This is a genomic window from Thiocapsa sp. UBA6158, from assembly GCF_002423035.1.
In the GTDB taxonomy this organism is placed as follows: domain Bacteria; phylum Pseudomonadota; class Gammaproteobacteria; order Chromatiales; family Chromatiaceae; genus Thiocapsa.
Window position 1 is genome coordinate 73,138 of the sequence record NZ_DIUM01000021.1, and the last position, 22,402, is coordinate 95,539.

15 protein-coding genes are annotated in these 22,402 nt (G+C 60.5%); 12 read left to right on the top strand and 3 right to left on the bottom strand.

What is annotated here, in order from left to right; genetic code table 11:
* Positions 1-20 precede the first annotated feature (20 nt).
* The 9 genes from B4N44_RS03410 (at position 21) to B4N44_RS03450 (ending at position 9,781) form a co-directional block, all read left to right on the top strand.
* The gene (locus tag B4N44_RS03410; protein WP_296696941.1) at positions 21-1,055 is read left to right on the top strand and encodes a rhamnan synthesis F family protein; all 1,035 of its coding nucleotides are present in this window, start codon (positions 21-23) and stop codon (positions 1,053-1,055) included.
* Between the two features lie 199 nt (positions 1,056-1,254).
* The gene (gene xrtH, locus B4N44_RS03415) at positions 1,255-1,764 is read left to right on the top strand and encodes an exosortase H (RefSeq protein ID WP_296696942.1); all 510 of its coding nucleotides are present in this window, start codon (positions 1,255-1,257) and stop codon (positions 1,762-1,764) included.
* A complete protein-coding gene (locus tag B4N44_RS03420; protein WP_296696943.1) occupies positions 1,751-2,389 on the top strand; it encodes an exosortase H-associated membrane protein in 639 nt (212 codons plus the stop codon). The genes xrtH and B4N44_RS03420 overlap by 14 nt, the downstream gene beginning before the upstream one ends.
* A 139-nt stretch (positions 2,390-2,528) precedes the next feature.
* Positions 2,529-3,761: a hypothetical protein gene (locus B4N44_RS03425; RefSeq protein WP_296696945.1), complete on the top strand. Its 1,233-nt coding sequence runs from the start codon at positions 2,529-2,531 to the stop codon at positions 3,759-3,761.
* Positions 3,761-5,188, top strand: a complete 1,428-nt coding sequence (locus B4N44_RS03430; RefSeq protein ID WP_296696947.1) for a hypothetical protein — start codon at positions 3,761-3,763, stop codon at positions 5,186-5,188. Before B4N44_RS03425 ends, B4N44_RS03430 begins: the two co-directional genes overlap by 1 nt.
* Before the next feature lie 99 nt (positions 5,189-5,287).
* Complete coding sequence (locus tag B4N44_RS03435; protein WP_296696949.1) at positions 5,288-6,253, top strand: glycosyltransferase family 2 protein; 966 nt, start codon at positions 5,288-5,290, stop codon at positions 6,251-6,253.
* Between the two features lie 103 nt (positions 6,254-6,356).
* Entirely contained in the window at positions 6,357-7,817 is a 1,461-nt protein-coding gene (locus B4N44_RS03440; RefSeq protein ID WP_296696951.1) for a flippase, read from the top strand.
* A gap of 33 nt (positions 7,818-7,850) precedes the next feature.
* Positions 7,851-8,819 (top strand): class I SAM-dependent methyltransferase, encoded by a 969-nt coding sequence (locus B4N44_RS03445; RefSeq protein ID WP_296696952.1) that lies wholly within the window; start codon positions 7,851-7,853, stop codon positions 8,817-8,819.
* Complete coding sequence (locus B4N44_RS03450) at positions 8,816-9,781, top strand: glycosyltransferase family 2 protein (protein ID WP_296696954.1); 966 nt, start codon at positions 8,816-8,818, stop codon at positions 9,779-9,781. The genes B4N44_RS03445 and B4N44_RS03450 overlap by 4 nt, the downstream gene beginning before the upstream one ends.
* A 174-nt stretch (positions 9,782-9,955) precedes the next feature.
* Here the strand turns inward: B4N44_RS03450 and B4N44_RS03455 are convergent, their stop codons facing one another.
* The 3 genes from B4N44_RS03455 to B4N44_RS03465 all read right to left on the bottom strand — a co-directional run bounded on the left by B4N44_RS03455 (position 9,956) and on the right by B4N44_RS03465 (position 15,842).
* The gene (locus tag B4N44_RS03455; RefSeq protein WP_296696955.1) at positions 9,956-10,981 is read right to left on the bottom strand and encodes a glycosyltransferase family 2 protein; all 1,026 of its coding nucleotides are present in this window, start codon (positions 10,979-10,981) and stop codon (positions 9,956-9,958) included.
* The gene (locus B4N44_RS03460; protein ID WP_296696957.1) at positions 10,974-12,149 is read right to left on the bottom strand and encodes a glycosyltransferase; all 1,176 of its coding nucleotides are present in this window, start codon (positions 12,147-12,149) and stop codon (positions 10,974-10,976) included. Before B4N44_RS03460 ends, B4N44_RS03455 begins: the two co-directional genes overlap by 8 nt.
* Positions 12,150-12,302: 153 nt before the next feature.
* Positions 12,303-15,842 (bottom strand): S8 family serine peptidase, encoded by a 3,540-nt coding sequence (locus B4N44_RS03465; RefSeq protein WP_296696959.1) that lies wholly within the window; start codon positions 15,840-15,842, stop codon positions 12,303-12,305.
* A 578-nt stretch (positions 15,843-16,420) separates the two neighbouring features.
* Between B4N44_RS03465 and B4N44_RS03470 the strand changes: the two genes are divergently transcribed.
* The 3 genes from B4N44_RS03470 to B4N44_RS03480 all read left to right on the top strand — a co-directional run bounded on the left by B4N44_RS03470 (position 16,421) and on the right by B4N44_RS03480 (position 22,283).
* Complete coding sequence (locus B4N44_RS03470; RefSeq protein ID WP_296696962.1) at positions 16,421-18,748, top strand: tetratricopeptide repeat protein; 2,328 nt, start codon at positions 16,421-16,423, stop codon at positions 18,746-18,748.
* 379 nt (positions 18,749-19,127) lie between these two features.
* Positions 19,128-20,324: a hypothetical protein gene (locus B4N44_RS03475; protein ID WP_296696963.1), complete on the top strand. Its 1,197-nt coding sequence runs from the start codon at positions 19,128-19,130 to the stop codon at positions 20,322-20,324.
* A gap of 156 nt (positions 20,325-20,480) precedes the next feature.
* The gene (locus B4N44_RS03480; RefSeq protein WP_296696965.1) at positions 20,481-22,283 is read left to right on the top strand and encodes a WD40/YVTN/BNR-like repeat-containing protein; all 1,803 of its coding nucleotides are present in this window, start codon (positions 20,481-20,483) and stop codon (positions 22,281-22,283) included.
* Positions 22,284-22,402 lie beyond the last annotated feature (119 nt).

Consider the following 22,402-nt stretch of genomic DNA (forward strand, 5'->3'; position numbering starts at 1 on the left):
GCAGTAAGAAAGGATCCCTTATGGGTTTGCGCGAATTCCGTCAAGCGCTCGGCAGGCGCCGACTCGGCAACTTCATCGAGCATCGAGCCTGTTGGATGCGAGTGCGGCTGGCCCGGGATCCGAGTTGGGTCGTGCAGCGTTGGGACGGCGAGCGAGGACTGCGCGAGTCCAAGCGGATCGCCGTCTTCGTGCATTACGACGACAAGGGTCTGGTACACCCCTACATCCTCTTCCATTTGGAGCAGTTGCGAAAGGCCGGCTACAGCATCTTGTTCGTGACCAACAGCCCTCTGCTCTTGCCAGCGGCCATCGATGTCTTGAAGGCGCGCTGCGGCTTGATCCTGCTGCGGCGTAATCGGGGATATGATTTCGGGGCCTACAAGGACGCGTTGCGGGAGATCCCGGACCTCGCCGCACTCGACAGTCTGATCCTCGCCAACGACAGCGTCTACGGACCCTTTCATGACTTGGGCGACCTACTGGGTCGAGCCGACCCGAATCAGGCCGATATCTGGGGAATTACGGATAATTTTGAGCATCATTACCATCTCCAGAGTTATTTTCTGCTGCTCCATCCACCTGCTTTGGCGGCGACCGAGTTTCAGCGGTTCTGGAAGGATGTCTGTTACGCACAGACAAAAGAGTTGGTCGTGCATCATCACGAGATCGGGTTCTCGCGGCGTATGTTGTCCGCCGGACTGCAATTGGAAGCGCTGTACCCCTATCGCATGGTGGCGATGGATCTGCTTGAGGATCTGGAATGCCGCTCGCTGGAAAACCCCGACTGGGCCGCCCGTCTTCCGCAACGGGACTATCTCAAATGGTTTCACAAGACATTGATGGCCGGTATTCCTTTGAATCCAAGCCACTTCTTCTGGGAGCCCCTGTTGCGCCGGCATGGCTACCCCTTCCTGAAGCGCGAGCTGCTCACGCGCAATCCCTGCGGCGTGCCGATGACCCAATATTGGGAGTCCGTTGTTCGCCAGGTCAGCGGATACGATACCCGCTTGATCTCCCGACACCTACAGCATGTCCTGCATAACCGCTGCGTCTGACGGCCGGATAGCTTGCGGATTTGAGCGCGCCGCGCTTGTGATCGACACGAGGTCGACGACTCTCTACCTGATCACATCTCCAAGAGCGACGACGCCTCGGCATGCCCGCACCCAACAGAATGCGGCATTCTTGACTTGAAAAGATCTCGCGGAACAGCTGCCCTCGTGCCGCCGCGATACAAAATACGGAAGCAGCCCGATGATTAGATTCATTTTGACGTTTTTCCTAATCGTCATTGTCCTTTTGGTCGCCGAACTGTCGTCGCCGGTGCAAGAGGCTTTCGTTTTGCCGTTTACGTCTGCGATAAGCCACGTTAGTGCGTGGATCATGCAGGCCTTTGACGATCAAGTTCGCGCCCAGGGCAAGCTGATCTGGGACCAAGCATCCGGGTTCGCAGTCTCGATCGAAGCCGGTTGCAACGGCGTCGAAGCGGGAATCGTGCTCGTCGCCGCTATGTTGGCTTTCCCCGCTTCGTGGCGACAGAGGGCAATTGGTATCGCGCTTGGACTACTGACGGTTCAGGCGCTGAATTTAATAAGAATAATTAGCCTATTTTATCTAGGACAATGGAATCAGACTTTTTTTGAATGGGCGCATCTCTACTTGTGGCAGGCATTGATCATGCTCGATGTACTTTTGGTGTTTTTGGTCTGGTTGCGTTGGATATCGGGGCAGCACCATGGAGATCGCTCGCATGGCTTGGCGTGATCTCAGCTTACTCACTCGCTTTACGGTTTACACATTGCTATGGCTTCCGGTCTGCTTTGCAGCCTGGTACTTCCTCTCGATCTTATCGATTCTGCCGCTGTCCTCGCTTATGGACGTCATCATGACCAACGTCTATCCGCAGCTGATCGGAGGTGTTCGATCCAATGGTAATGAGTTATTAGTCCAAACCTTCATGGCTATACCGAACCCTCAGGTGCCGGGCGGACCCGATGTCGCTGCTGTCTTTAAAGTAAACCCGCTGCCGTATGGGTATGGTATTCCAATGTACACTGCATTGGTGCTCGCGTCGCCGATTCATGTCAGAGAGAAGGCTTGGCGATGGGCTGTCGGCCTGTGGATACTCGGTCTGGTACAGACATTCGGTGTGGCGACAAACATCATCAAAATCCTGGCCTTCCAGATGGGAGAGGGTGCCCGTGAGCGTCTTGGTTTCTCGCCGTTGGCCTACGAAGGCGTCGCGATCGCGTATCAGATCGGATACCTGATCCTGCCGGCAGTCTCTCCGATCCTTATTTGGGTCTGGCAGTTCCGGGGGTTCGTTTCGACTTTAACAGAGTCACCTTCATCTCGTTCAAAAGCGCCATGGTTGCGCAAGGGAGCCTAATACGCATCTCGGTTTCCAATGATTTCCTTGCTGCCCGAGATACTCAGTCGCTCCGCAGCTTAGGGTTTCGCCGTTTCGATGGAAGTGTACTGATCCTGAGTCCGGAATCAGCCGCAATTGATAGTCGGGAGTTCAGGTCGTGAAAGAGTCGCTCATGTCCGGCATGGTAGGGGTTTCGTCCAAGTGGTGGTTTCTGTTCTGCGTCTTGAGCGTCTGCGGATTCATGGCCGTTGCATGGATCGCGGGGGTCCTGAGCTCCCTTCCGGAGGGACGAAGCGGTCACGTCGTGGAGTGGCAGGCTGCCGATCTTCGTCACGCCCCCGGTTCCGGTTCCAGCATTCCGGGAGCTTATCGGCTGGTGCTTGATACGCAGGGTCGAGCTTTGCTGCCACTGCCTCTAGCGGACCTGTCGGCTGACGCCTACAGGTTTCTCACGATCGAGGCGGAGAGCGTGAGGAGTTTGACGCACGCCGTTCTATTGTGGTCCGTCAGATCCAGGCATGACCCACTATTCATTCAGCAAAGTCCGCCAATTGGCCCGCTGCAGCAGGCGTCACTCCCGATCTATGGCTGGTCCGGGATTTGGCTTGATCTGAGTAGCCTGCCCGAATGGTCGGGTGACCTGGCCCGCGTGGGTATTGCTCTGCAAGGGCCCCCCGGCGCGGAAATATCGATTCATCAGGTGCGCCTTGCGCCTGATACAATGGCTAACCGACTTGCATGGTTCTTCGCAGGTTGGGCTCGATATGACCCGTTGGCGCAGTGGTCGATCAACGTATTCAAGGGAAATGGCATCGACCCGCCCATCAAATTTCGTATGCCCTTCGTTGTCACGTTTCTCGCTGTTGGACTCTTGTTGTATGGGCTCCTGCTGGTCTCGCGGCGTTTCCGACCGCCGTTTGATTGGCGTGTCGCCGGGGGATTACTGTTAATTGCCTGGTTCGCGCTGGATGCGCCATGGCAGTGGCAGCTATGGCGACAGGCTATGGACGCTGAAAAAGCGTTTGCGGGAAAAACACAAGGCGAAAAGGCTCTGAGTGGTCCAGACGCTTCGATCTATCAGTTGACCCAAGGGGTTTACCCTCTTCTTGGGCCGCCGCCTGCGCGAGTCTTCATTGCGACCTCGCAGGAGTATCTCGGCCTTCGTGCGGCGTATCGTTTGTACCCGCATAATCCTTACTGGGCCCGCGGTCGCGTAAACGAGCTCCCATCGGCGAATCAGTTGAAGCCGGGAGATTTCGTGCTGACGCTTCGCTCGACGGTCGTCAAATATGAACCGGAGTCAGGCGAGCTAAAGTGGCCGGATGATCAGCGGATCTCTGCGGAGCCTTTGTACGCGGATCCCACCGGTCAGTTGTATCGGGTGCACTAATGGATCTCCTTCGTATTTCTTTTGCCTTGGGATTGCCATGGCTGCTCGGTACGTTCGTCGTGCATCGGATTGTCCCAGCCGCGATGGCGGGACGCCGAGTCTTGGTCTTGGGATACGGTTTTCTCGTCGGCGTCATGCTCTTGACTCTGCTCATGCGTGGTCTCGATGCGGCCGGTTTCGGGCTCCATCTGATCTTCTTGGTGCCCGTCGTATTATTGCTGATCGCCATTGGCGTGCTGCTGGAGTATCGGTACCCGCGGTCTTTCGGCGGTGTATGGCTGAGCCGGGATTACCGTGATCTCCCCCTCTGGCAAAAACTCCTGATCGCCGTACTGCTGACGATCCTCGCGATCCGACTTGGCGGTCTTTGGCTGGAGGTGTATTGGCGTCCCTTATTTCCCTGGGATGCGTATATGCACTGGGCAACCAAATCTCGGGTTTGGACCGATGCGCAGGCGATCGTCCCTTTCGTCGACTATGACGAATGGCTGGCGCTTCAGGGTCGAGGTGTCTTCACCGACAATCACCCCGGCTATCCCATTACGACCCCTTTGCTGCAGACATGGATGAACTTGATACTGGGCCGATGGGATGATGCCGTGATGAACCTGCCTTGGGTGCTGGTAGCCGCTGCCGGGGGCATGGCCTTTTTCGGTCAAGCCAGAATGGCGGGAATCGGTCCGCTTGCGGCGCTCGTATTCTGTTATTTCCTGCTCAGCCTGCCGATCCTCAACGTACAGGTTGCACTGGCGGGGTACGCGGATGTCTTCATGGGCATCTTCTACTTGGCGGCGCTTATGGCGTTTTATCATTGGAGCAACACGCGCTTGTTCTGGCAAGGTCTGCTTGCGCTCCTCCTCGCTGCGGGGTGTTTTCTGATCAAGAACGAGGCATTGTACTGGATCCTTGCTTTGCTGCCTGGCTTTGCCGCCGTGTTTTTGCCCCCGCGCCGGCTGATCCTTTTGGTTGGTTTCGGGATATTACTCAGTGCTGGGGTTTTGTTGTTTTTCCCGCGCGACCTTGAAGTCGCCGGTCACACCCTGGCCGGGCTGGGGCTCCAATTCCATTCTGACGCAGTCCTCCCGCTTCTGCAGAGTCTGTTTTGGTTTTCCAACTGGCACTTGTTGTTTTGGATGGTTGGCTTCATGCTCCTGGCGAGGGTCATAATCGGCTTCCTTTCCGGCACGCGTTGGCCGCGACCGCTTTTGGCTCTATGTCTTATCCTGGGTTCGGCATTCGTCCTGTTTCTTGTGCTTTTCCTGTTCACCGGATACGCCCTCACCGTTGTCGGTCAGACATCGGTCAGTCGCATTTCCTTGCAGCTCGCACCTTCTTTTGTTTTTCTCGCGATGTTGCTCTATCAGGATCTCGCGAAGATTCCCCCCGTCGCCCTTCCTGCGCAAAAGCGCAGAACCGGCTTAGAATAGAGTCCATTCAGGCGTCTTAGTGATAATCAGTGCAGATAACCAGACGTCACGTCATCCCGAGTGCGGATTTTTTAAGCTGAAGCCATCGCATAATCTGACGTGAAACTCCTTATTCAGATTCCTTGTTTCAACGAGGCTGGCACTCTATCCGTCACGTTGGCCGCATTGCCGCGCCACTTGGACGGGTTCGGTGAGGTCGAATGGCTGGTGATCGACGACGGCAGTATCGACGACACTGCCGAAATCGCTCGTCGGCTAGGCGTCGATCATGTTGTCCGTCACACCGCCAATAAGGGCCTCGCGCGTGCCTTCATGACTGGACTCGATGCCTGCGTGCGGCTCGGTGCCGATGTCATTGTCAACACCGACGCGGATAACCAATACGATGCAAGGGATATTCCCGCGTTGGTCGCGCCGATTTTGGCACATGAGGCTGATATCGTGATCGGGGCACGTCCGATCGAGACGATCGCGCATTTTTCGCCGGTCAAGAAAGTGCTTCAGAAAATGGGTAGCTGGGTGGTGCAGTTGGCGAGTAAAACCGATATTCCAGATGCCCCGAGCGGCTTTCGCGCGATGAGCCGCGCGGCCGCGCAGCAACTGGTTGTCTTCAACGACTATACCTATACACTGGAGACCATCATCCAGGCCGGTCAGAAAAACATGGCCATCCGCTCGGTGCCCGTGCGGGTGAACAAAGATTTACGCCCGTCGCGACTGGTTAAAAGCATTCCCTCCTACATCAAGCGCAGCATCGTCACCATCGTCCGCATCTTTGTCATCTATCGTCCATTCAGGTTTTTTGCCACGATCGGGGTAGTCTTGTTTACGGTGGGCTTCCTGATTGGCCTTCGGTTTCTGTGGTGGTGGTGGGTTGGAAGCGGCGAAGGGCACGTCCAGTCGTTGATCCTTGCGGCTGCGTTGCTGGGAATGGGCTTTCAGACCCTGTTGGTCGCTTTTCTGGCCGACCTATTGGCGGCAAACCGAAAGTTGCTGGAAGAGCTTCGGTATCTGGCGCGCAGCGAGCGGTCGGAGGGTTTCCCGACTCGGGGCGGGGAGCGCTAATCATCGTCCTGTCTCCCTTTTCGGCGCTTCTGCCCTTTCGCGCATGCCCATGACGGTCTCCCCCGCAGCAAGTCTCACGAGTGGGCGTCGCTTAGCGCGCAATATGCTCTGGAATCTAACTGGCCAGGGTCTCCCCTTGCTGGCGGCCCTCGTGGCGATTCCGCTGTTGATTTCGGGTGCCGGGTTGGAGCGCTTCGGGATCTTGGCCTTGTCGTGGGTTTTGATCGGCTATGCAAGCCTGTTCGACTTCGGTCTAGGGCGCGCCCTGACACAGTTGGTCGCGCGACGGTTGGGCCAGGACCAGGTTCAAGAGATTCCAGTCCTGGTGTGGACGGCTTTGGCGCTCATGGCCGGTTTCGGGATCATCGGGTGCTTGATGTTGCTGCTCTTCGCGCCTTGGCTGGTGACCGAAGTACTTGAGATTCCCTCGATCTTACAGGATGAAGCGCTCCGCGCATTTCAGGTCGTTGCATTCGGTATTCCGGTGGTGACCTTGGCCACGGGCTTGCGAGGGGTTCTAGAGGCATACCAACGTTTTTCCGTCGTCGCGGTTGTGAATGGTCTGTTGGGTGCAGCCACCTTTCTCGGGCCTCTGACTGTCATGCTGATCACCGATCGTCTTGATGCCCTGGTTGGTGCGATCCTGCTGGCCCGTGCTATCGCAACGATCGCTTACGGGTTTTTATGCTTGCGCGGCAGCATTGGTCTTCGTGCTCCTCACGTGGACATTCAGGCCGTTCGACCGCTATTTGGTTTCGGAGCCTGGATGACGGTAACGAATGTGGTTGGTCCGATCGTGGATTATCTCGATCGTTTTATCGTCGCGGGACTGCTGTCGATTGCGGTGGTTGCGTTCTACTCAACGCCGTGGGATGTGGTGACCCGTCTATTGGTGATCCCGGCAGCGATAAGCGGAGTTCTTTTTCCGGCGTTCGCGGCGACGTTTTTAACCGACCGTACAAGATCCACGCATTTGTTCGCGACGGGCGTGCGATATGCGTTTCTGGTGTTGGCGCCTGTCGTACTCATTGTCGTTTCATTCGCTCACGAAGGGCTCGATTGGTGGTTGGGTCCTCGGTTTGCGACGGAAAGCGAGCGGGTGCTTCAGTGGCTGGCGGTCGGGGTGCTGATGAACAGCCTCGCCCGTATGCCGTACGCCTTGATTCAAGCAGCAGGACGGCCGGACCTGACCGCGAAGCTCCATTTGTTGGAGGTGGTCCCGTATCTGGCGTGCGTTTGGTGGTTGGTCGGAACCTTCGGGGTCACTGGCGCTGCCGTTGCCTGGACCTTGCGGGTCGCCGTCGATACGGTCTTGCTCTTTTTGATTGCACGCCGACTCCTATCCGGAGTCGGGCTCCCCTTCGGCCTGTCGTGGTGGATTGGGGGGGGCATGATGTTGGTCATGGTCGGTGTTGCTTTTGTCTCTGATCCAATCGTCAAGAGCGCGATCTGCGCTGTATCACTGATGCTGTTCGGGGCGGCGTCATGGCGCTGGCTCATTGAGCCGGATGAGGTTCGGCGGGTCCGCTCGTATTTCAAAGGTATGCCTAGTCATGCCAAATAAACCGTGCAACTTCGATGCACAGAGGAATCGCCCATGATACGTACGCGCCCACAGCTGCATTGTGAACTCTGCGGGTGTCCGGGAAAGCCGCTTTATACCGGTCTCGCGGATCGATTGTTCGGCGCCTCCGGCGAATGGAACCTGAGCGAATGCTCGAATCCCGCTTGTGGTCTGATGTGGCTGAACCCGATGCCGTCCGAGGAAGATATCGGGCTGGCGTACCTTAATTACTATACCCATGACCCAAGGCGGACGCCCCTTTTCGAGCGCATGTTGGCGTGGTTCCTCTATACCTCGCTCGGATTGCTCGCGGAGCGCCGCCGAGCGGACTTGATGTATTTAGACAGGATCTCGCCAGGTCGATTGTTGGAAGTTGGCTTCGGTGACGGGCGGCGCCTTGAACGCCTTTCGGCGATGGGTTGGACGGTCGAGGGCCAGGAGGTGGATCCGGTAGCGATTCGGCAAGCGCGTGATCGCGGACTCACCACTCATCAAGGGGCACTGGAGACTATCGGGCTGCCCGGTGATTGCTACGACGCGGTCATCGCCAATCATGTCATTGAGCACATTCATGATCCTGTCGGGTTATTGGCGGAATGCCGTCGTCTGCTCAAGCCCGGTGGTCGTTTGATTTTGGTTACTCCGAATAGCAACAGCTACGGTCATGCCCTGTTTCGGGAAAGCTGGCTGCCTCTTGATCCGCCGCGTCACTTACATTTGTTTTCAACGGCAACCATGATCGCGCTCTTGAGGCGGGCGGGGTTTCGAGACCCCCTGATTTGGACGACAATGGCACGCGCCGGCACGGTGTTCCGCGGCAGTCATGACCTAAAGCTTCGGCAGGCACACTCGGTCACTGCGTTTCCGAGAGTCGGCACGGCGCTCTTGGAGCTGAAATCGCTGCTGATGGCTCGTATCGAGCAGTTTCGACGGAGCGACGCCGGAGAAGAATTGGTGGCTTGTGCCGTGAAGTTGCACCCCGGAGCGATATCTCAAGCGTGATCAATATTTCTAGGCATGGATGGATGATGCGTCGACACGTTCATGTGCTTCTCTCTACATTCAACGGCGCCGAGTATCTTCGCGAACAACTCGATAGCTTATTGAGTCAAGATTATCCTCATTTTTCCGTGCATGTGCGAGACGATGGGTCAACAGATCAAACTGCCGATATCATTCGAGAGTACGCAAAAAAGGCACCCATTGGCTTTCATGTCTCATTTGGGCAAAACCTCGGATTCAATGAAAGTTTTCGAAAGTTGTTGGAGCTAGAGGCATCCGAGGACGATTTTTTTGCGTTTTGTGATCAAGACGATGTGTGGGCTAACGATAAAATTAGCCGTGCCGTTGAAATGCTTTCGAAAAGCAAGCACCCTGAAACCGCGCTCTATTTCGGCAGGCTATGTTATGTGGATCGGAATCTTAAGAAAATAGCACTTTCGGACATTCCTCGCTATCTGGATTTCAACAACGCGGTTGTGGAAAATGTCGTGCCCGGCTGTACGATCGTAATGGGGGGGGGTGTTAGAAATTACCTTCTTCGGGCTCCGGCATCCGCCATGTCTTCGCACGACTGGTGGGCTTATCTGTGCGCCAGCGCATTCGGCGTCGTGATCTATGATTCAAGTACTAGGATTCGATATCGCCGTCACGGTACGAACACATCGCCTTGGCAGCATTCGCCAACTAGCGTGGTCGTTACCCGAGCGCAAGAGTTCCTGAATCGTTGGCGAAGTCGAAAGATTGGATTTAAGTCGTTGCAGCAGGCCGTGCGTTTCATCCGGATTTATCGGGAAGAGTTATCGGACGATCAGGCATCTATTGTTGGCGAGCTGATTGATCTGCGGCCCCCTAGCAGTACCGTCGTTTCTCGATTCCGCTATGCGCGGAAGCCCAAAGTTCACAGAAACAAGCGATTTGACGATCTTGTTATGCGTGCGATGATCGTGCTCGGGCAGCAGTAGCGTTGGCGAGTGAGCTGTTGTTCGGTAGTGTTCCTCGGCTAGAGGTGGTGACTCATCTCATGACAAGCCGTCGATCGGTGCGAAGATGCGGCCGGATAGTATTCCGTGACCCTGCGCTAAGTAGCTTTGATGAGATATGATGTTGGGCAATGGGCGCATGTTCGCTTGCAGACATCATTTCCGTGCGCCCTTTCGATTATATCTTTGCAGAAGCGGAAAGCAGGCAATCTGAACATAAAGAAATGCCGTCAGGACGCCGTTTTGGCAATGGATTTTATGCTTTAAGGTTGTGGTTATTCGCTTTGCCAGGCGATAATCTGACAATTTTGCAAAGTCTTGTAGCGATGTCGTTGGGATCATGGGTTTGCATCGCGGTTCTTGGTAATTCGAATGTTTCAGGAGTTCTTGTGATTGACTGATCGAGCAGTCGAGCAATCTATTAAGCTTTAAGGCGATGCGGTACCACGTTGTCGGCTTGAGTAGCCATCGAATTCCACCGGCCCCCACTTGGTTAGTGCTGTGCTGGCGATAAGCGACCAGGCTTTGCGGGATGAATTCGGTAATGCCGAAGAAGGCTGTGAAAAGTCCAAGCCACCAGTCATGCATGTAGGTGTCGGGGGGTAGCGGAGTCGCCTTTTCAAGTAATGCCTTGTTGCCGAGTAGCGTGCACCCAACGATGTGATTTTGAAAGATGACGGTTGTCGGTGCGGGTGTGGCGGGATTGCGTATGCCTTGATATGACATGAATGATGAGCAGATGACATCAAGTTTTTCGGATACGACCGTAAGGTCCGAGTGAATGAGAATAGGTGTATCCTCGGAGTATTGCGTTTCGAGTTGAAGTAGTCTTTTGAATTGCCGCTCGAGCTTGTTTGGATTCCACACGTCGTCCTGATCGCTGAAGGCAAAATAAGATCCGCTCAGCGCTAGCGCCTGTTTCATGAGTTGGCCGAAGTTTTGAGCTGCACCTAAAGTTCCGAGAGCATCATCGATGAGCAGGATGCGAGAGTCGTGCTCGGCGAAATGTTTCAGCAGGGCAACGGTGCCGTCGGTCGAGCCGTCATCTCTTACTAATAAAAACCAATGTGCAAGGGTTTGTGCTTTGATGCTTGCTATCTGCGCGCCGAGATATTTCGCCCCATTGTAGGTCGCCATCAAAATAAAGATTGGCAAATTCTTATCGGATGTATTCTTATGCATTAGAAGAACGACTGAGTACGATGCTTCGCAACGCATTCAGAAGTGGAGAAGTAACGTTGCGTGGAGTGATGCGATCGGAGTTGCAGGGTATCCGCGATGCCTGCCTGCTCGGGATGCCGAGGGCGGCGAATTCGGATATTTTACGGGCTAAGTCTTCGTGTGAAGCCTGTGGAAGAAGCGTGACGCCCGGATAGTCGATCAGCAATTCTCGCGCGGCGGGGGAATCCATCGTGATCAAGGTGCCGCCGGCGGCTAAGACTTGAAACGCTTTATTCGGGATAACCCGCGATGCCTTTTCGCTGGTGCCGAAGACCCCGAGGCAGACATCCGCCTGATGGATCCAATGGACGAGTTCGTTGTACGGTACCCATTCATACCATTCGATATTACGGGATTGCAAGTCGTCGATCAGGCGACGGATTCGAGACGATTCCTGCCCTTTGCCGATCAACACCCAACGAATCGGTTGTCCCTCGGTCAGTTTTGCGGCGCGTACTACGGTATCGATGCCATGCAACGGGATGAACTGGCCGTAAAACAACACAGTGAATGGACGCGCCAGGTCGCGCGGCACGCGACCGTTGGCCGGGGGATGGAAATACTCTGTCTCGGCTCCCACGAAAACGTGCTTGACCTTCTCCGGTCGGACCTTGAAGGTGTCGATGAAATAGTGCCGATGGGCATTGGTGTCCAATAGGACGATATCGGCAGCTCGACAGGCGAGCCATTCCCAGGCGTAGAGGAATGCCGCCAGAGGGTGCCGCCGCCCGACAAGTTTTCGGTCATTGACCGCGGTATCGTAGAGCGACAAAAAGGCATCCCACGCCAAGGGGGCGCGTCTTAGCTTGGCGAACGGCCAGATCAGGAGAACGTCGAGATGGCCGAAATAGCCGACGATGACCGCGTCATGGGGCGGTAAGCGCAGGTAGCGCCAAATCAAGCCGGGATAATGACTCAGCCAACGCAGCAGCAATCGAAGCTTGATGCGAAGGCTTACGATCTGGGTCTTGTCCTCGATGCCGGCCCATACCTGTTCGTGACATTCGAGAATGTCGACGCCGTTTTCGCGCAAACCCTGCAACAGGATACGCACGCGCGGCTTGCCGAGGTCGTATGTCCCCCAGAACACGATACGAAAGGGTTTCTTGGTGGCCGCCGGGTCGGTCATGTTCTAGGGGCTGTTTGTCCACGGAGTCATGCTTGGACCGGCGCAGCTTCCCGCACCGGAATGGCTCGCGCAGGCCGCACGGGCCGCTCCGTGCGGCAATAGAGGTCGGCCGAGGTGTTTCCGTTGCGTCGCTCCGGCGCTCTGCGCCCTGCTTCATGGGTGACCGACAGCATTGACCTCCGTCTCACTGGACGTATTCGGGGAGTCGAGATACGAGCTGGATCCGACCAACGACCCGAACGCCTCGATCTCTACCAAGCGACTGTAGCCGGCCAAGGCGCCGCTGATCAGCACGCGAATGCGTTCGGTGGTGACCGGGGTGAAGCTCAGGCGACGCCAGACCTTGTTGTTGCCGGTGACCGCGGCGCCGGGAATCGCGACCCAAGCCGAGCCGTTCCAATACTGTACCGTAAAGGCGGTGACGCCGTACTTGCCGAACGCGAGGCTCTCCGTCGGCTCGATCGGGGAGGCGTAGTTGTCCTGCAGCGTGAGGACATTGATCTCGTCGATGCTCGCGGGTCCGGCGAAATCGATCTGCGCCCAGTCTGGATAGCCGTTGGAGGTGGCGTCGTTCCAGCCGCCGCCGCTGCCCCAGTTGAGGCCGCGCCGATCGCCGTCGTTGAGAGCCGCGGCCGGGAAGGCCGTGCTGTAGGTCGAGGATGCGCTGGCGACGCCGTTGTTGGCGCGTGCCGCGAGGTTGACACGCGGGTTGGTCGGCGGGTCCGGCGGCGGGTCGATCGGATCCGGCGGATTTTGCTCGACCAGGGTCCCGAAGGCTTCGATCTCGACCAAGCGACTGTAGCCGGCCAAGGCGCCGCTGACCAGCACGCGAATGCGCTCGGTCGTGACCGGTGTGAAGCTCAGGCGACGCCAGACCTTGTTGTTGCCGGTGATCGCGGCGCCGGGAATCGCGACCCAGGCCGAGCCGTTCCAATACTGCACCGTAAAGGCGGTGACGCCGTACTTGCCGAACGCGAGGCTCTCCGTCGGCTCGATCGGGGAGGCGTAGTTGTCCTGCAGCGTGAGGACATTGATCTCGTCGATGAGTGCGGGTCCGGCAAAGGCGATCTGCGCCCAGTCTGGATAGCCGTTGGAGGTGGCATCGTTCCAGCCGCCGCCGCTGCCCCAGCTCACACCGCGGCGATCGCCGTCGTTTAATGCCGTGACGGGGTAGGCCGCGCTGTAGGTCGAGGATGCGCTGGCGATCCCGCCGTTGGCGGGTACCGCGAGGTTGACGCGCGGATTGGTCGGCGGGTCGATCGGGTCGTTCGGCGGATCATCCGGCGGATCGGACGCGACCAAGGTCCCGAAGGCTTCGATCTCGACCAAGCGGGCATAGCCTGCCAATGCGCCGTCGACCTGCACGCGGATGCGCTCGGTCGTAACCGGCGTGAAGCTCAGGCGACGCCAGACCTTGTTGTTGCCGGTGACCGCGGCGCCGGGAATCGTCGCCCAAGCGGAGCCGTTCCAATACTGCACCGTGAACGCGGTGACGCCGTACGTGCTGAATGCGAGGCCCTCGGTCGGCTCGACCGGCGCAGTGTAATTATCCTGCAATGTCAGGACACCGACCTCGTCGATGCTCGCGGGTCCGGCGAAGGCGATCTGCACCCAATCGGGATAGGTGTTGCGCGTGGCATCGTTCCAGCCGCCGCCGTTGCCCCAGCTCACACCGCGGCGATCGCCGTCGTTTACTGCCGCGACGGGGTAGGCCGAGCTGTAGGTCGAGGATGCGCTGGCGACGCCGCCGTTGGCGCTGGCCGCGAGGTTACTGGATTCGGCGTTGCGGAATGCGGCGCTGACGATCTTGTCGGCGTTCATTGCGATCGTGCAAGTCGCGACAACACCGGTGCATGCGCCATCCCATCCGCTGAAGATGCTGTCGCCGTCGGACTGAGCCGTCAGCACGACGGTCGTCCCGTTTTCGAATGCGTGGGTGCAGTCCTGGCCGCAGTCGATCCCTCCTGGATTGCTGGCGACGTTCCCGCTGCCGCTTCCGGTCGTGCTGACGGTGAGCTGACGATCGCTCGCCGGGGCCGTGTAGCCGACCGAGAGCGTCACGCCCGCGAACGGCGAGAAGCCATAGAGGCCGATGTACCAGGTACCCGGGGTGGTCGGTGTCGGGAAATTGTCGCAGACCTCGTTGTTTCCGATGTTCCAGGGTCTACAGTCGTAAGCCGACAACGTCGGCAAGGTTCCGTAGCGAACATAGAGATCGACGTCCCCGGTGCCTCCGGTCGTGCTGATGGTCAGGCCCGTGGCGCCGCTCGGAACCTGCACCCCGTAGTATTGCCATGCGGCTTGCGCGCCCGCCAGATTAGGCTGTGTTGCGCCGTTGTCCAGAGTCGGCGGAGGTGTGGTGAATGTGGCGGTAACCAGTTTCGACGTGTCCATGGACAGGATGCACGACGCCGCGCCCGTGCAGTCGCCGCTCCAGCCGTCGAAGCTGTCGCCGTCCGCGGGGTCGGCATCGAGAATGACGGTCGTGCCGGGCGCATTGTCATAACGCTCGGAGCAATCGCTGCCGCAATCGATGCCGGCCGGGTGACTGACGACCACACCTGTTCCCGATCCGAGCTTGGTGACCGAGAGTGCGATGGTGCCGTCGTTGCGCGCGAACAGGAGGCGGTTGGGCGAGTCGGCGATGGCGTTCGTCACCACCCCCGGAGTCGCGTTCGCGGTGATGCCGGCGGCAACCGTTGCGGGTGATGCCGTCGGGTCGTCATCGAGATAGAGTGCGGCGGCGCCGGCGACATGGGGTGCCGCCATCGAGGTGCCGTTCCAAGTTCCGATCGAGGTGTCGGAGACGTTGGTCGAGGAGGTGATTGCCGAGCCCGGCGCGAAGAGATCCAAACAAGCGCCGTAGTTGGAGAAGCTCGAGCGCCCGTCCGCGTTGGTGGTGGCGCCGACCGTGATGGCCTCGGGCGCGGACGCCGGCGAATAACCGCAGGCATCGGCGTTGTCGTTGCCCGCGGCGACCACCATCATGATACCGGCCGTTGTGGCTTGTTTGATGGCGAGATTCAGCGCGCTCGAGTAAGAGCCGCCGAGGCTCATGTTGGCGACGGCGGGTGCCTCGTCTTGATCGATCACCCACTCAATGCCCGAGATGACGCCGGAGGTCATGCCGGACCCATTGCAGTCGAGCACCTTCACGGCAACCAGATTCACGGCCTTCGCGATCCCGTAGGTCACCCCGCCGACGGTGCCGGCGACATGCGTACCGTGACCGTGGCAATCCAGATCGGCGCCGTCTCCGGTCGTGTTGGTACCCCAGGTCGCGCGTCCGGTAAACTCCTGATGCGTCGTTCGGATACCCGTGTCGATAATGTATGCGGTGACGTTGCTTGCATCGACATCGTAGTTGTAGCGGTTGTCGAGCGGCAGGCCGCGTTGATCGACGCGGTCCAAGCCCCAGGTCACCGGGCTTTGTTGCGTCCCCGCGTAGACGTAACCGTCCTCCTCGATGAAGAGGATCCGAGGATCCCGGGCGAGCGCCTCGGCGGCATCGGCGTTCATCCGCACGGCCATGCCCTGGAGTGCCCGGCTCCATTGCGCCTCGATCCTCGCGCCTTGCCGGCTTGCGAGCGATTGATTCAGACCTTCTACGGCGGTTCGCAGCCCACTGACCGACGCGCGCGCCCCGGACGCGAAGGCCCCTTCTTTATAGACGACGATGTAGCGATCGGCCACCGGCTCCGCCACCGAGCGTACCAGCGTTTGGCCCGGGTCAACGCTTGCCGATCCTGGCATCCGAGGGGCCGAGTGGCTGGCGCCTGCCGCAGTCATGGACAGCATTGCCATCAGGATTATCGCTCGGGTAGGTCTCCCCATGCGGCCTGCACGAGGAGAAAGGCGTTCCTTGCGTCTGTGCGCCGGCATCGACAGCATGAGTGATCCTGTTGTTTCCATCTGCGTCACCATCTGAATGGATTGTGCGTCCGTTCGACGAACGTCCGAAGCCGAGGCCGTTCCCGTCTTGCCGGGCGACGACCACGCGTTGCGCGAAGCGATGCCCCGTGCGCGATTGCGCCGAAGCCGGTGAGGAATCGCCGTCGCGTGCCCGCCCGGACTGCACAGCCTGTTGCGCGCTCCCCGTCGTCATCCGGTCGTTCAACACAACTATATAGAATGAATCGACCTCTGGACTTGCCGGAGATCACACTTGAAAAATCTTGCCATCCGCGTGATCATCCCGCGCGGGTAGCTTGCTCGGACCCGTCGGCGATGTGCGCAAACATCCCGAATCGACCGGAGTCTTTCAAACGGAAATGACCGAGACCACAACCAAGTCGCCGGCAAGAGAGATGCCCGGCGATACGGCGCAGGCGCTGCGGCGCGGCATCGAACTGTTTCGGGTCGGTCGGATCGAGGACGCCGAGCGGCTGATGCGCCGAGTCGTAAAGCGCGTCCCTGATGCGCCCGATGCGCTGCATATCTTGGGCATCGCAGCCGCGCGGGCCGGTCGGCTCGACGAGGCCGAGCGTCTGCTGCGCCGCTGCGTCGCCGTCGCGCCCTCCTACGTCGACGCCCACAACAATCTCGGCAACGTCCGTATGGCGCGGGGCGCCTTGGACGCGGCACGCGACAGCTACGCGCAGGCCGCTCGGCTTGCGCCCGACTATGTCCTCCCGCAGTACAACCTCGGCAACGTGTTGCGCGCGCTCGGGCGGCTCGACGAGGCCGAGGCGGCCTATCGGCGCGCGATCGCGCTGGCGCCGTCCTATGTCGATGCGCGCGTGAATCTCGGGAACCTGCTCCTGGAAGCCGGCGCGGAGGATGAGGCGCAGGCCATCGCCCTGGACATCCTCGCGCAGCACCCGGATCGCATCGAGGTCCGGCTGAACCTCGGCAACATCGATCGACGGCGCGGGCGCCTTCCGCAGGCGCGGGCCCACTACGACACCTTGCTGCGCGCCCGACCGGGGCATCCGCGCGTGCTGCTCTCGATGGTCCTTCTGGCGCTCGACGAGCACGATCTACCGGAGGCCGAGCGCCTCTTCGCCTTGGTCGGGGAGTCGAGCGGCGCGCCCGCGCATGAACGCCTTACGGCCCTCGCACTGCTGTGCGCCGCCCGCAACGACCGCGCGGGTGCGCTCGAGGCCGCGCTGCAGGCCTACCGGGCCGGGGCCGGCCCGGAGCAGGCGGTGATCCTTGGCGGGCTGCTTGCGGAGATCGGCGAGCCCGCCCCGGCGATCGACCTGCTCGAGCAGGCCCGCGCACGTCACGGGGATCGCGCGCCGCGCATCCCGGTCATGCTGTTCGACCTGCGGCGCGCCGTCTGCGACTGGCGTGACTGGGAGCGCAGCCTGCCCGAGGTGCTCGATCGCATCCGCGCAAGCGACCTGGCGCTGATCGAGCCCTTCTCCGCCCAGTCGCTGCCCGGCTTGAGCGCCGCGGATCTGAGTCGGGTCGCGCGGCTGCACGGACGGCGCCTGCGTTCATGGGCCGAGCGCGGACCGCTCGCGGGCGCGCGCCCGCGGGACTCCGCATCCGGCAGGCGCCTGCGCATCGGCTATCTATCGGCCGATTTCCGCGAGCATCCCACCGCCTATTTGTCCGTCGCCGTATTCGAGCTGCACGACCGCGCGCGCGTCGAGGTCTTCGGCTATGCGATCGGTCCAAACCCGGAGAGCCCGATGCGGCAACGCATGCGCGCCGCGTTCGACCACTTCGTCGAGTTGAGCGATCTCGGCCACGAGGCGGCCGCGCGGCGCATCGCCGCCGACGGGATCGACATCCTGGTCGATCTGGGCGGCTATACGACCCACGCCCGGCCCGAAATCCTGGCGCTGCGCCCGGCACCCGTGCAGGTCGGCTGGGTCGGCTTTCCGGGTTCCCTGGGCGGATGGTGCCTGGATGCGCTGATCGCCGATTCGGTGGTCGCACCCCCGCGGGCGGCGCCGGACTATCCCGAGACCCTGATCAGGCTTCCGCACTGCTATCTGCCGGTGGATCCGCGTCGGGAGATCGCCCCGGTGCCGAGCCGCGCGGAGCTGGGTCTCCCGGAGGAGGCGTGTGTCTTCGGCTCCTTCAATCAGCCGCATAAGCTGACCCCCGAGCTCTTCGCGCGCTGGTGCGCGCTGCTCGCCGCCGTTCCCGGGTCGGTCCTCTGGATCTACGCCAAAGAGGCCCGCACGCGCGAGAACCTGCGGCGCGAGGCCGGCGCGCGCGGGATCGACGCGCACCGGCTGCACTTTGCCGGGTCCCGCCCGCAGCCGGAGCATCTGGCGCGGCTCGCCTGCGCGGACCTGATTCTCGATACCCTGCCCTACAACGGTCACACCACCACCTCGGACGCACTCTGGGTCGGCGTTCCCGTGCTCACCTGCGCGGGCGAGACCTGGCCCTCGCGCGTGGCGGCGAGTCTGCTGACGGCCGCGGGCGTACCCGAACTGGTTGTCGAGGACCTCGACGCCTATCTCGAGCGGGCCATCGCGCTCGGGAGCGATCCGGCTGCGTTGGCCGGCCTACGTACTCGGCTGGCGGCAACGCGCGCGAGCGCGCCCTTTTTCGATACACCGGGGCTCGTGCGGGCGCTCGAAGGTCTGTACGCCGAGATGCCGCCCGGGCGCCCGGCGGCGGACGGCTCGGGATGACGGGCCGATGACGGCAGCCGTACCGCCGCGGATCGTGACCAAAGATGCTGCTGTTGCGCCACTGCAACGATGGGGTGCAGTCCCGCGGTGTTGCAGTATCCGGGCGGGGGCAGGGGTCGGAATCAGGTCCCTCGCATTTTCGGTCGGTTGCTTGACAGGGCTCGGTTGTGGTGTAAACTTCACGTCGTGGCGATTGAGTCCGAGAGATGCTGGACAGGAGGTCGGTAGCTCGGTCCCACGCGGTAGACTCAGGTCGGGGTTCATTCGCACAGATCCACTGAAAGTGTGCCGTCGAAGCCGGGGGGGATTGCAGCTCTGGCGGGGGATGCGTAAGATCACGCTCAGTGCGTTCAAGCCAGTTCATTGATATCGGAGAATCATGATGTTTGCAAAGAAAAAACTTTCACTTGCCGTGGCGATCGCCGCCGGTTTCGCGGGCATGCAGGCCGCTCAGGCGGACAGCGTCTTCTTCCCCTATGTGGTCGGAAGTGAGACGGTTTCCACCATCATCAGCGTCGTCAACACGGCCAACGGCCTGCTTGGCCTAGATGCCGCCGGCAACAACAAGGCCGGCACCAACAACATCCACTACGCGCTGATCTACAAGCAGAGCGAAGGCGGTGTGGTCGATAACTTGGACGTCTGCCAAGAGACCAACTACGACCTGCCCACCAGTTACAACGACATCCAGACCAGCGACATCACCGGCTACTTCGCCGACAACGCGCTGGCGCCATTCACCCCGAACGATCAGGGCGTGCTCTTCAACGACCCCAGCCTCAACAACAACTGGGTCGCCTCCGGCCGCGATTTCGCGCTGGCACGTCCTCTGATGGAGCCAGGCGAAGGCTTCCGTGGCTACATGCTGGTCGACAACGCGGCCCCTACCTCCTCCGGTAATGTTTCGACAGTTAGCGGCGAAGCGCTGCTGCTCGAATACGCGAACGGTTCCGCTTGGGGCTATCAGGGCTTCACGCAGCTCGGCGAAAACTCCGATACTATCGTCGCCCAAAACAGTGAATTTGACTATTTCTACGCACGCACCCAAAGCCCGGTGCCGGTGAGTCTGCCGCCAGTCGACGAGTTCAACGTCGCCTTCCTGGTGACCCCCGTGAATTTCCCCACGGAAATCGCGTCGGTCTACGGCGCTGTTGGCGAGAACCAGTCGCAATACTGGAACCTGTCCGCAGCCATCAAGTTCACATCGACAGGCCGGAACAATACCTTCGCGCTCTTCGATCGTGACGAGAACCCGATCTCCGGTGCTCAGGAGCAGGTCGTGACCTGCGTGGGTCGTGTCCCGGCCAGCTCCTTGGTCGGCACTGCGTCTGCTTCGCAACTGGTAGACGGTGGCTGGGGCGACCTGGCAAGCCGCCGTACCAACCTCATGCTCGCTGATGGCACCGTCCAGAAGCCGGGGCTCCAGCCGCAGTACACCGATGTGTCCCCGAAGGTCAAAGGTGGTGCGGTTGTCTTCAAGCATCAGGTCAACCTCGGCTCGACCTTCAACGGCGTGCCGATCAACGGGATCTACAACGACGGTTCCTTGTTGATGCCTGCTGCAGTCGGTCAGTAATCCTTAATCGGATGCCTGAACCCGATTGGTCCCGGCTTGGACTCTAAGTCCTGCCGGGTCAGACAAAGCCGCCTCCGGGCGGCTTTGTCGTCTCGCGAATTACGCGCCGCGTGGTCGCTGTCACTGTTAATCCTGAAGCTGCCCAAGAGAGATCGCATGACAATACGGATATCCGCTCCGACTCGAGGTGCTCGGGTTCGAGCCGGGGTCGCGCTGTTCACCGCAGGCGTCCTGCTGCTGCCGTTCGCCCTTGCCGCAGAAACGTCTTCGAGCCCGACCCCCGCCGTCGCACTCACCCCCTATACCCTGAACTGGGACACGAACTGGCAGCAGCGTCTCGACGCCGCCGGACAGTCCTGGCTCGGCTACTACGACCAGGCGCGGATGCTGCGTCTGCGTCGACCCGACGGCGAGGTGGCCACCATGCTGCCCGCCACCGAGCGCTCGCAGGCGCCCTCCGGCCTGGCCATGACCGGCCTGGACGCAGGCGCTGCCGTGCTTTGGCGCGACAAGTTTCCGGTCAAGGGCCTGTATCTGGGCCGGCTGAACGAAGCCGGTGAATCCGCCGCCGCCCCGCTCAAGATCGGCGAGGAGACCGAACCTCTGGCGCGCTTCGAGCTTGCGCGGTTCGGCTCGCGCCTGCATGCACTTTGGTACGGCGAGAAGAATAGCGCCCCCGATGAGGCGCAGTACAACCTCTACTATCGCGCGTACGATCTGGAATCCAGCGCGCTCACGCCGATCGAGACCCTGATGCCCGGCATCTATCCGGTGTGGACGTCGAACCCGCAGGGCGGCCTGATGGCCTTCAGCTGGCTCTACAACGAGTCGCCGCGACGCATCGCCGCGCGGTTCCGCCCGGCCGGCGCCGAGGCCTTCGGCGAGACGGTGACGGTTGCCGAGGTCGGCGAGATCACGCCCATCTTCGAGGCCTTCCGCAGCGGCGAGCGCTGGTTCGCGGTCTGGGTCTCGGAGCGCGAAGGCGCCTGGCAGCTCGAGGGCGCCCGCTCCGACGACGCGGGCAAGACCTGGACGGCCTTCACCTTCGAGGACCTGCGCGACTTCGACATCGGCGCGATCTCGATCGCCGCCAACGACGCCGGCACTATCCTGATCGCCGTCGACGGTCAGCCGGGCCGCGGCGTGAATCGCCCCAAGAGCGACGTGCGTCTGATCCGCTCGATCGACCGCGGCGAGACCTGGTCCACGGCCAGCTCGCCGCGCCCCGCCGAACTCGCCGCCGGATATGTCGCGCGCAATCCGATCGTCGCCTTCGGGCCGCAGGATGGCCAGGTCCTGATGGTGTGGGAGGAATGGCGCGAGATCCGCGCGCGCCCCTATGCCAACCTGTCGCTCGACGGTGGAGAGACCTGGGCGCAGCAGAACGTCCCCTTGCCGTTCGAGCGGAACACCAACCTGGGTTTGCGCGCCAACCCCGGTGCACTCGGTGTCCGGGACGGGCGCTTTCACCTGATTATGCTCGAGTCGCCCAACGATGCCGTACAGAGCGCACGCCTGGTCGAGGCCAGCTTCGCGCCCGAGGAGCTGGCCGAGTTTGCGCGGCTCGCCGTCGAAAATGCCCCGCCGTCGTCCGACGAAGGGCTGCGCGCGCGCGTCATGGCCTATTGGAAGGCCATGATGGAGGAGGATTACACTGCATCCTATAAGCTGTTCGATCCCTTCTTCCGCGATCGTAACGAGCAGATGTCCTACCTGCGCCAGCTCGGACGGATCAAATACGGCGAAGCGGCGATCGACGCGGTCAAGATCGACGGCTGGCGTGCCGAGGTCAAGACCCGTGTGACGGCGACCATTCCGCCCTTCACGGCGAAAACCGGCGAGGTCGTCTCGCGTCCGCCTCGCGATGTGGAGCTTACGGAGGTCTGGCTCTGGATGGGGGACGACTGGTACCGCGAGTACTATAGCGAGGCGAACGACATCAAATATGTCCGCTACTGATCGCGGAGCGCCGACCATGTGCTCGGTTTGCCGTGCGCGATGCCGTCCGCGTCGGTGCGGCATCGGGGGCGCGCGTGCTGCCGGAGTGCGCCCGGCGCGGACCGGCGGGCGCGTACGGT